This is a genomic window from Methylobacterium sp. Leaf361, assembly GCF_001424445.1.
GTDB lineage: Bacteria > Pseudomonadota > Alphaproteobacteria > Rhizobiales > Beijerinckiaceae > Methylobacterium.
Genome location: NZ_LMPY01000053.1, coordinates 1 through 9,995, shown reverse-complemented (window position 1 = coordinate 9,995; position 9,995 = coordinate 1). Strand labels below are relative to the sequence as shown.

Genomic DNA, 9,995 nt, shown 5'->3' with positions numbered 1-9,995 from the left:
GGCAACGCATCCACTCGGCACTCGGCTATCTCACGCCCGAGCAAGCCGAGAGGACCGCGAAATGATCTCCCTGTGTCCGCGACACCGAGGGAGGATCACTTTCGTGGTCCGGTTTGACGACGTGCAATTCGAGTGCTGACGTGGGTTTGGCGCACCGGAGGCCGAGCATGAGCCATTCCGAACCCAATCGCCTGATCTATGCCAGCCCGAACGGCAACCAATGACACCTGCTGTTCGACCCTGCGACTGGACACAGCGTCATGCGGCATGCCGGTGACATCGCTTCAGGTGGCCATGTGACAGACTTCGGTCTCGCGACATTTCTCGCCTCTGGTCGCAACGGCCCCGAGCATCAGGAACTTTGGCGATTGATCGGCACGCTCGGCGAAGATGACAGCGGCAAGCCGAGGCTCACAGACGGGGTATAGGCCGGACGGCAAGCGACTCAATTATTTGAAGGGCGTTAAAGCGGGCTTCTGCCGTCGGCAGAGCGCGGTATGCCCGGATCAGGCGCAGCAGTAGAAGCGTGTCTTGGCTGCCGGCAGCCTGATCGTCTCCGCCAGGCACTTCAGCCTCCTGAGCAAAGGCCATGAACGTGGCGCAATCCACGCCTGTTAGGCTCGAGATCTGCTGCAACAGGCGAAGGGTACGCTCTCGATCCGTCACTGCGCGACACCCGCTCTCGTTGCAAGCTGCTGATGCTGCTATAGCGTAAGCTGTACTCTGGCGCATGTGCGGCAGGGCGCATCACGTAACCAGACACGCTGCGAGGGGATCAGTTCCAGGATGGCTGGCGGGCTCAGCATTCGACAGACCGCATTCGATGTCGTCCACCGACTGCGCAAGGCTGCCACAGATATCGACGTGTACACCGAACTGCGGCGCTGCGGTGCGATTTTTGGATATGAAGCGTTTCTGATCGCCGGGCTACCCAGATCCCCGCACGAAAACTTGTTCGATTGCTCACTGATCTCGGGTTGGCCGCCAGAATGGGGGCATCGCTACCAGGATCAGCGCCACATGCATGTGGATCCGGTCATCAGCCATATCCGCGGGACGACTGATCCGTTCCTCTGGCAAGAAGCTGTCGACGCTCGCGGAACACCGCAAGGCCTGATCGTGATGGATGAGGCGCGCGCTTTCAAGCTCAACCAGGGCTTCTGCGTCCCCTTCCACCAGATCGACGGAACGGAGGCTGGCGTCAGCTTCGGAGGGGAGCAGGTCCGCCTCTCCTCGGATGAGCGGGCTGCGCTGCACCTCGTGGCGATCTATGCGATGTCGACCGCCAAGGCCATCGCCCGGCGGCGAGGTGCTCTGGATGAGGACGACACACCGCCGTCACCGCTGACGGGCCGTGAAGCCGAATGTCTGAGATGGTCATCCGCGGGAAAGTCCGCTTGGGAGATCGGGGTCATCCTGTCGATCTCGACGCGGACCGTCGAGCAGCATCTCGCCAGCGCGGCTCGTAAGCTGAACGCGGTCTCCCGCACGCAGGCGGTGGCCGAAGCCCTGCGCCGCCGGATCATAGACTGAACGGCCAGGAAGCCTCATCCGTAGATCTACGGATGTCGGCGTTCTGCAGATTTCGCGATCAATTTCCATGCCCAGCATGGAGTAATCGCGATGTTCAAGCTCCTGACCGGCGACATCGACCGGGACCTTCCTGATCTCGCCGAAAAAATCTACAAATTCAGGCACAGCTTTTTCGTCGATCACTTGGGCTGGGAAGCGTGCCGTAAGCCGGATGGCCGTGAGCGCGACCAGTTTGACGGCCCCCACAGCATCCACATCGTCGGCGAGGAGCACGGGGAGGTCATCTCCTACGCGCGCCTTCTACCAACGACGCGGCCGCATTTGGTCACGCATGTGTACCCGGAGATCATGCAGGGCGCGCCCTCGCCCTCTGGTCCGCTGATCTACGAGTGGACCCGCCATGCCGTGTCGCCGAAGAAGCGGGAGACCAAGGGACCGAGCGCCCTGACGCGAGCGGCCTTCGCAGCGGTTGCGCGAGCCGTTCAGGCTTTGGATCTCGACGGGCTGCTGGTCCAGACTCATCCCGTGCTCGTCGACCGGGTCATGGATATGGGCTGGGACGTCGAGCCACTCGCGCTGCCTACGACCTACGACGGGGCACTGCTGTTGCCCATCTATGCTCGCCTGGTTCCAGAAACTTTGGCGGTCGCAGAGACAGCCTTCTCCGCCCATGGCTCACGTCTGGAGGCGCCGATCATGCGCGCTCGTGCAACAATCCGGGAGCGTCCTGCGCTCAGGGTTCAGCCAAGCGGCCACTGATCTCCCGATTGACGCAGGCACGGCATGTCGACAATGAACGAAGTTGAAGGCGCTGAGATCGACCCTCTAGAGGCGGCGGCTGAACTCGCCATCGAGCTGCGAGCCGTCCTTGAGAAGCTGCCGGATCCGGGGCTTCGGGCAATGGTCGATCTATTGCTGATTGACCTCGGCACTAAGATCGCTGCGCGCTTGTCGTAGATGGCGAGGCAAGGGGTCTTCGGGCGGGCCGAGGAGGTCGCCTTTCTGGAGGAGGTTCGACGCTGGCGGCAGCAGTGCTTTCTGGTCCTCACCTGGGCCAAGCCGCAGGGCCCGCTCTACAACGCGACCTCAAAGGTGATCGAGGCGATCGGTGATGTCGCCGAGGTGGTGATCGGCGACCGGCGGACCTTCTACCAGCGGGACGCGATCACGCCCGGCGAGGCCCTACCGCCCGTGAAGTGGCGCAGGGTGGAGTAGGCTCAGCGGATGAGCGAGAGCCGAAGGAAAGACACCGCGCATCTGAAGCTGCGGCGGCGGCTAGCCGAGACTGACGACCGGTGCATCTACTGCGACACACCTGTCACCGCTGAGACCATGCATATTGAGCACATGCCGCCCATCGGCATGTTCAAGGATCAGCAGCGGCTGCAGGGGATGGAGTTCGCCGCCTGCAAGTCCTGCAACAACGGGACGCGCGGAGCAGATACGGTTGCGGCCTTCGTCGCGCGGTTTTCCCCCAGGCCGGGCGTGATCGACTGGCGGCTGGTAGAGGCCGCCCGCCTTCGTGGATCCCTGCGGACGACTGCGCCGGGTGTCGTGGAGGAGTTCGAGCGGTTTCAGGAGATCGTCGTCGTCCCTGGTCCCGGCGGCATCATGCGTCGAATGCTTCAGACACGCAGTGGGCCGAAAACAGAGGCCTACCTCAATGTGTTCGCGGCAAAGCTCGGGATGGCCCTATTCCGTGAGCACTGCGGCTACGGCATTCCGATGACTGGGGGCATGAGGACCGCATTCTTCCTCAATTCAGGCTTGGCATTCGAGACGGCGAAACCCCTTCTCAGCATCATGCCGCTCGATAAGAAGCTCGTTCAAGGCAAGCAGCACTCCAACCCGCAATTTATCTATCGGTACAACACCGACGATTTCTCGATAGTGTTTGCTCTAGTTCAATTTCATGAGGGGCTTTACGTCTGCGTCATGGCCTGCGCGGACTGGGAGATATATGGCGGGCTGCCATTCCCGGACCTCTTCAAGCGGGCTTACCCGGGCAAGCTCATTGAGATGCTGCCGCCCCCGCTGACCGGCTACAGGCCTACGGCATCGGGGCTGATGGTTCCGAGAGGATGGCGCAGGCGGTAAGCATCACTGAGGCGAGGGAGGGCGCTGGTCGGGCGCCAAGTTTTAGTGGTCGTCCCGCGTCCCATCCGCTCGGTCCCTGAACCGGACACCGGCGCCGCCTCCGTTCTCCGGGGTGAATTCTATCCCTGCATCCCGCAGCGCGCGCTCGATCCCCGCCAGGTTGTTGTGGCTGGGCACGCGCCGGCCTCTCTCGAAATCCCTGATCGTCGACAGCCCAAGATGCGATGCCTCAGCGAGCTGTTCTTGCGACCAATCCAACAGGGCGCGGGCGGCGCGAGACAAGGCAGGGGTAAGCATGGCAGCAAGATAGCTCGTCATATTTTTTCGTCAATCATCCATCAAAGGCGTTGACAGGCGACGGTCATATCTAAAATCTGTTTTTCAACGAAATCATATGACCAGGTGCCCGATGTCCAACCGCACCGTCTCCTGGAACCGCCTCTCCCGCTCGCTGCACGACAGCCGCCCGACGATCCCCGCCGGCATGCTTGGCGCCCGCGCTCTGGTACAGCTCGGCGCCCGCACCCGCCCTCTCGTGGTCGCCGGCCGCTACGACCGCGCCGCCATCATGGCTGCCGCCTGCAAGGCTGCTTCCGGCATTCAGGAGCGCTGCGGCGTCTCACGCGCCGAGGCCATGTCCTCGGCCCTCAAGGCCGCGTGGCAGGTTGCCAAGGCCGCCCAACGCGCCGCCGCGCACTGAGGCTCGGCCAATGTCTGCTTTCACCCGCCGCTCGGCTCTGGCCGCAGCCCTGGCGCTCGCATCCTACCGCGCCACGGCCGCCGCTGCTGATCCGTTCCCGGCCGCTATCCGCCGGGCCCAGGCCGCAGATGCCGCCTACCGCGAGGCCGGGCGCTTTGCTCGAGAGATCCAGGCCGCTGGTCTACCGCTCCCTGCCGACTGGAGGGCCTACCGGATCGGACTGGCCATGGCTCGTGCCGACGCCCGGGACGAGCTGCATGCCCTAACGCCTACGGCGCCCGAGGCCGCCGCGGCGCTCGTCGCCTACTACCGCCGGCGCGCCGAGGCTTCCGGCGATCCGTGCGCCTTCCGCGCGGCACGCAGCCGCCTCCGCAAGGTCGCCCAGCGCCCCGGCGCTGTCGCCCTCGACGTGACGCAGCTCGCCCGCGCCTCGCCCGGCTAGCCGCCGCCCGCATCCCCCTCGCCACCACCGACCCACAGCCACGAGCCCCACCGGGAGCCCGAAAGATGATGCACGCCCGTATCCCCGATTTCTCGCAGCCCGTCCCGGTCCGCATCACGGTCAGCAGCAAGCCGGTCCGCGTCCCCGTCGACCGCCGCTACCGCAACCTGCCGGACGAGCAGCAGCCGGGCGCTATCGAGCCGTGGGAGGCCGTCGCTCCGGTCCGCCCCGACACCGAGCACAGCCGCGCCCTGCGCTTCCTCGACACGGCCGGCGAGCTGCTGGCCGCGATCGCCATCATCGGCGGCGGCATCGTCCTTACCGGCCTCGCCTCTCTCCTCTGACCCCTGCCCGCACCCGAGCGGGCCGGACGCCCGCGTGCCCCTCCGAGGATCCCGCGATGTCCCTGCGCATGTCCATCAAGAAGCTGATCCGCCGCGATCCGACCGCCAGCCTGCGCGACCGTGCTGCCGACCTCCGTGCGAGCCTGAGCCGCCGGACCGTCGTGGCCGGCACTGTCGCCGTAGCGGTCCCGCTGCCCGCGCTCGCCCTGGCCCCGTCGCCCGCCCCCCAGGTCCAGCCGCACCCCGACCAAGACCTGTTCGACATCGAGGCGCTGTGCGCCCGTGCCGATGATGCCGAGAAGGCTGCCGGGGCGGCCCATGGAGCCGCTTACGCCGCCTTCCGCGCTGCGCTGGGCCCGTTCCCGCCCGAACTGCTGATGACGTCTTGGGAGGCTCAGACCTTCTCGCCGTTCTACGGCGTGCGTGCCAGCCGACGGCTGCCGATCCGCCTCGTGCATCACGACGACCGCCTGAACCCGGATTTCGGGTGGACCGGAGAGGCCCTGCAACGCGCGATCGGGACCGCGGTCAATCTGCTCGGACGGGGCGGGCAGACGCCTCACATGATCCGGCGCTGGCGCTCGCTCCTGCCGGCGGCCGCCGCCTACGATGCCCGCTACGACGAGTTGAGGCGGCAGTTCCGCATTCAGGCCCTGGCCGATGAGTATGAGGACGCGAGGAAGACGGCTGGGCGCGCGCATGGCCTACTGAGGCGCACGCCCGCAAAGACCGTAGAAGGGCTCGCCGTCCATACCCGCGCCCTGGCCTCAACGACTTGGTACGAGGGCGGCTCCCCCTACACGATCCTGTTGCAAAGCGCGGCGGCCATCACGGGCGTAGCCCTGCGCCAGCCCGACTTCGACGTGCCGGCGTGGCTGTCCGCGTGGGAGGCGGCCGGCGGCCGGGTCGAGTACCGCGCCGAGCGGGCGGAATGGGCCTTCATCCATCCGAGCACGGATGGCGCCTCCCTGGAGACGCGCGACCGGATCCGAGGCCTCTACAACGAGAAGTCCTCGAATAGCTGCGCCATCCACCTGTGGCTTGAGCCCCGTGCCGCCGATCCGCGGTTCGCCCGCGCCTGACCGCCCTTCCCATTCTCGAACATCAGGAGGGGCACATGCCCTCGCTCAAGCTGTCCAATCTGTTCCGTCGCAACGCCGACCGCCGGTCCTTGAAAGAGCGGGCCTCAGACCTTCGCGCCAGTATCGGCGCACTCAATCGCCCCGCAACTCCGCAGTTCGCGCCGGGTAGCGCGGAGGCGAAGGCCGCTTGGCGAGACGCCTGCCATCAGCATTCGATCCGGGCATTGCCGCTCCACGACTGCCCCGAGTTGGACCACCCGACAGGGGGTGCGTGGACCACGCGGGAGCTGATGCGGGCCATGGAAACCGGCGAGATCACCGTGACCGAGTTCGCCCGGCTGCAGCCCATCGCCAGCCTGCGCGAGTTGCGCTTTGCCGAGATCGCGCACGAGCTGCGCATCGGCGAACTGTTCGCCCTAGCCCATGCGGATGAGTACCCGGCGAAAGCGGAGGCCGACCCGGTACTGGCAGCCATCGCCGCCAGTGAGAACGCCGAGGCTGCGATGACGGCCTTTGCCGCCTCCACCGAGGGCCGCCGCCTGACGGATGCCGAGCGGTCCCAAGAGGACGTCATCGAGCGGGATCAGCGAGCCACCCGCGCGGCGGCCTGGGCCACCGTGCCGACCACTGCCGAGGGCCGGGCTGCTCTTGCCCGCTACGTAGCCTCCCAGGCGGAACTCACCTTCGGCCCCGACTGGCAGGCCAAGGTGCGTCAAGAGTTCTGCGGCGACCCCTTCCTGGCGCTGCTGGCGGCTGTCGAGGCTGCGACGAGGGACGGGGCCTAAGCCCCTGCCGCCCTTCTCGTATCCGTGCGTACCGCCCCGGCCGGACCCTGCCGGGCCTTCCCCTTCACACCCTGAGACCTGACCCCATGGGCGACGTGCTCCAATTCACCCCGCGTCCGAAACGGACCGCTCCCGAGACCCTGCCGCTGCTGGCCGGCGCTGAACTGCGCGCGAGCTTGGAGAAGGCGGCACAGACCGCCCTCGACGCCGCAGACCGCATCATTGCGGTTCTGGACCGGCTCGACGGCGACGCAGACCATGAGGACGGCGGGGACGCTGAGCCCTCGTTGGCCGCTCCCGAGAACCACGAGGGTAGTCAGGTCGTCTGCATGCGCGGCGGTGATCAGGATCGGGAGCAGGAGGAGCCCGAGACTGTGCTGCCAGCGGTGGCGGCCGAGCCGATGGCCGAGGCCGAGATCCTGCCGTGGCGCGGCCGTGGGAATGTCATCGCGGCGGCCGGCACACTGCTCATGGACCTCCTGGAACGGGCATGATGTCGGCCGCGTCACGGAGCACGTTGATCTGATAGCTCATGGTCTGAACGTAGATCTGACACTGGCAAGGAAGCTCGCGGAGAGCCAGTGCAACGCCGCAGCATCAAACAGCTGTGCCGACCATGCGCAGGGTGAAGCGTGCGCCATCGCCATCTACCGGGAAGACACCCCGTAGTTCGGCCTCCTCGCCCGGGATCTCGGAGCATATGATGTGGGTCCAGTCGCCCTTCCGGTATCGATCAAAGCCCAAGGGCACTCCGATCGCGAACAGGGAAGGCTCCACGATCATCAGGCGCATGGTGGAGCCGTCCGCCCCCGTTCGTGTGCTGTACTCCGCCTCACGGAATGCGACTGCGCTGCACTTTAGTGTCACGGAGGGGGTGTCGGCACGACCGACGAAGCGGCCCTCCAAGCGGATGGTGTTTGCGTCCTGCGGGCTCATTGGCCCTCCCGTGCCGAGCACGTGTGCAAGCTGCGTTTAACGCTCAACGCATTGCGAGCCCTCTCAGCTTCTTGGAGCACATCCGAGAGGGCCAGCACAGGGGCGGACCACCGTCAGCTCCCGAACTTGATGACGAACCGAGCCCTGTCGCTACCCAGCGGCATGATGCTGCGGAGTTCCCCCTGCCCATTCGGCAGCAGGTTGGAGGCGATATGGGTCCAGTCGCCCATCGCCGGGTTGAAGCCGGTGGGCAGGCCCGAGACCATAAGCGACGGTTGCTCCACCACTGACCGCATGACCGAACCGTCCGCGCCCTTCGTCTCCTTGAACGCCGCATCCCGGTACGTGACCAAGTTGCACCGCAGGGTGAGAGGTTCTGGTTCATCAGCCGAGCTGCCGTAGCGGCCTTCTAGACGGATCGTGTTGTCGCTCTGCCCGCTCATCGGTGTTCCCACGGTGCGCATGTGCGCCGGCCGGGGCTGGGGCGCTCAATCCTCAACGCACAGAAGGCCTGTTCGAAACCATCACCGGTCACGCAGGGTCTCAAGCGATTTCCGGGTTCCCTTAGGCGCCCTCCAAAACATTGCCTTTGCTGAGGCCCTCAGCCGGAACGTTCCTCGGCGTTCTCGTAGGGGCGCGCTTGATGCCGATCCCGCCGCCCCTTTGGAACACACACGCAAGTCTTTGGGACGCCACGTCGAAGTGGCGAGCACAACCGCAGGATATCCTCTCTGAGGACGAGGATGTGTTCGGCAGATAGAAGGCTGCCCCATTGCTCGCGCCACGGCCCATGAGTGGTAGAGGCAAGCGTATGGCTATGGTGAAGCGCGCTAGGGAAGGCCCCCGCAGCTGTCGCCCAAGCACGGCACGTGAAGCTCGGGTGAGCTGGCGCCGGCCTGCGAAGCGGATCGTCCGCTGGATCGGAGCAACCAGCCGAAGGCGGGCAGGTTCGACTCAGGTAATCCCAGCCGAACCTGCATCGATGCCGTCGCAAATCCAGGGCGGCAACGTCGTGACTCTGACGTGGGCTCAGACCTTCGGCCGCGCAACGCAGCGGGCACGATAAGCGCTCGCCGTTCAGGCGACCTTACGACCCTTCGGAGCAGTCTCAGCCATGGCGCCGGGGCGCCCGAGGCCGATCGCCCTGGCGAGGGCGGAGCGCTGCTCGGCGTAGCTCGGAGCGACCATCGGGTAGTCGGCCGGCAGGCCGTAGCGATCCCGATAGCTCTTCGGATCGAGACCGTTTGCGGACAGATGGCGCTTCAGCGTCTTGTAGGCCTTGCCGTCGATGAAGCTGACGATCCCGTCGTCACGAACCGACTTTCGGATCTGAGCAGGGGTAGGCTTCTCGATCTCGACGATTGGAGCTGCAGCACCCATACCGCCCGTGCTGGTGAGAGCCGCGACCGCTCCATGAACCTTCGCGATCAGGGCTGGCAGCTCAGCCGGCGGAACGGGATTGTTCGACACGTAGGCTGAAACGATGTCAGCGGTCAGCTCAGTGAAGTCGAGGCTGACATCTTGAGGTTCCTGGTTCAAGACTCTCGCTCCTGCGTCGCGCTCTGTCCCGGGAATGGGTCAGGCAGAACGCAAAATCAAGACTCATGTTTAGTTGCGCGCAACTTATCTAAATGGGGTGACCACCTTCGCGCCTCTTGAAGATGCCTCTAGAATGGGTAAGGGCCTGCCAAAATTCGGATTTGTTGCCTGTTCTGCCCACAAGGCAACAGGATGAATGCGCAAAGGCCTCCGAGACCCGCCGCACGTTGTCCAGTTACGAGTGACGCTGCGGGTGCCGGCGCCCTGCTCCGAAGCCCGGGAAAACTTCAACTGCCGCTTGGCTGGCAGCGCCGCAGAGGCTGAGCCGTGCGATCAGGAAGCCCGCAGAGAGGCCCCCGCCTTTTGATCGGGAGCCGCCTCGTCCGGGTTCAGCCGTGCCCGCATCGCCTTCCCCGGCTTAAACTGGACGTGCGCTCTAGGGCGTCTCTGCAAACTCATGTGAGCCAGAGCATGGTCATGCCGAGGGTGACCATGGCGAGGTAGTTGGCAGCCCGCTTCTCGTAGCGGGTGGCGATG

The 9,995-nt window shown here is 65.5% G+C and carries 15 protein-coding genes; 11 read left to right on the top strand and 4 right to left on the bottom strand.

Annotated elements, in window-relative coordinates; genetic code table 11:
- Positions 1–786: 786 nt before the first annotated feature.
- From ASG32_RS26715 to ASG32_RS26700, 5 genes are all read left to right on the top strand, one after another.
- Positions 787–1,533 carry a LuxR family transcriptional regulator gene (locus ASG32_RS26715; protein WP_056532315.1) on the top strand — a complete coding sequence of 249 codons (747 nt, stop codon included), beginning with the start codon at positions 787–789 and terminating at the stop codon, positions 1,531–1,533.
- A 90-nt stretch (positions 1,534–1,623) separates the two neighbouring features.
- Complete coding sequence (locus ASG32_RS26710; RefSeq protein ID WP_056532313.1) at positions 1,624–2,292, top strand: acyl-homoserine-lactone synthase; 669 nt, start codon at positions 1,624–1,626, stop codon at positions 2,290–2,292.
- Positions 2,293–2,316: 24 nt separating this feature from the next.
- The gene (locus tag ASG32_RS34620) at positions 2,317–2,490 is read left to right on the top strand and encodes a hypothetical protein (protein ID WP_199866164.1); all 174 of its coding nucleotides are present in this window, start codon (positions 2,317–2,319) and stop codon (positions 2,488–2,490) included.
- On the top strand, positions 2,491–2,748 hold the full coding sequence (locus ASG32_RS26705) for a hypothetical protein (RefSeq protein WP_056532311.1): 258 nt from the start codon (positions 2,491–2,493) through the stop codon (positions 2,746–2,748).
- 9 nt (positions 2,749–2,757) lie between these two features.
- Positions 2,758–3,630 (top strand): hypothetical protein, encoded by an 873-nt coding sequence (locus tag ASG32_RS26700; protein WP_056532309.1) that lies wholly within the window; start codon positions 2,758–2,760, stop codon positions 3,628–3,630.
- A gap of 42 nt (positions 3,631–3,672) precedes the next feature.
- Here ASG32_RS26700 and ASG32_RS26695 read toward each other — a convergent pair whose 3' ends face one another.
- Entirely contained in the window at positions 3,673–3,927 is a 255-nt protein-coding gene (locus ASG32_RS26695; RefSeq protein ID WP_348271900.1) for a helix-turn-helix transcriptional regulator, read from the bottom strand.
- 112 nt (positions 3,928–4,039) lie between these two features.
- Between ASG32_RS26695 and ASG32_RS26690 the strand changes: the two genes are divergently transcribed.
- The 6 genes from ASG32_RS26690 (at position 4,040) to ASG32_RS26665 (ending at position 7,477) form a co-directional block, all read left to right on the top strand.
- Complete coding sequence (locus tag ASG32_RS26690) at positions 4,040–4,330, top strand: hypothetical protein (protein ID WP_056532317.1); 291 nt, start codon at positions 4,040–4,042, stop codon at positions 4,328–4,330.
- 10 nt (positions 4,331–4,340) lie between these two features.
- Complete coding sequence (locus ASG32_RS26685) at positions 4,341–4,772, top strand: hypothetical protein (protein WP_056532305.1); 432 nt, start codon at positions 4,341–4,343, stop codon at positions 4,770–4,772.
- Between the two features lie 65 nt (positions 4,773–4,837).
- Positions 4,838–5,116, top strand: coding sequence for a hypothetical protein (locus ASG32_RS26680; protein WP_056532303.1), 279 nt, complete (start codon positions 4,838–4,840; stop codon positions 5,114–5,116).
- Between the two features lie 56 nt (positions 5,117–5,172).
- On the top strand, positions 5,173–6,198 hold the full coding sequence (locus tag ASG32_RS26675) for a hypothetical protein (protein ID WP_056532301.1): 1,026 nt from the start codon (positions 5,173–5,175) through the stop codon (positions 6,196–6,198).
- 35 nt (positions 6,199–6,233) lie between these two features.
- Positions 6,234–6,983, top strand: coding sequence for a hypothetical protein (locus ASG32_RS26670; RefSeq protein ID WP_157862083.1), 750 nt, complete (start codon positions 6,234–6,236; stop codon positions 6,981–6,983).
- Between the two features lie 86 nt (positions 6,984–7,069).
- Complete coding sequence (locus ASG32_RS26665; RefSeq protein ID WP_056532297.1) at positions 7,070–7,477, top strand: hypothetical protein; 408 nt, start codon at positions 7,070–7,072, stop codon at positions 7,475–7,477.
- 103 nt (positions 7,478–7,580) lie between these two features.
- On the opposite strand, the gene ASG32_RS26660 is transcribed toward ASG32_RS26665, so the two are convergent.
- From ASG32_RS26660 to ASG32_RS26650, 3 genes are all read right to left on the bottom strand, one after another.
- Complete coding sequence (locus tag ASG32_RS26660; protein WP_056532296.1) at positions 7,581–7,919, bottom strand: hypothetical protein; 339 nt, start codon at positions 7,917–7,919, stop codon at positions 7,581–7,583.
- Positions 7,920–8,032: 113 nt separating this feature from the next.
- Entirely contained in the window at positions 8,033–8,362 is a 330-nt protein-coding gene (locus ASG32_RS26655) for a hypothetical protein (RefSeq protein ID WP_056532294.1), read from the bottom strand.
- Between the two features lie 634 nt (positions 8,363–8,996).
- Complete coding sequence (locus ASG32_RS26650) at positions 8,997–9,458, bottom strand: MucR family transcriptional regulator (protein ID WP_056532292.1); 462 nt, start codon at positions 9,456–9,458, stop codon at positions 8,997–8,999.
- Positions 9,459–9,995 lie beyond the last annotated feature (537 nt).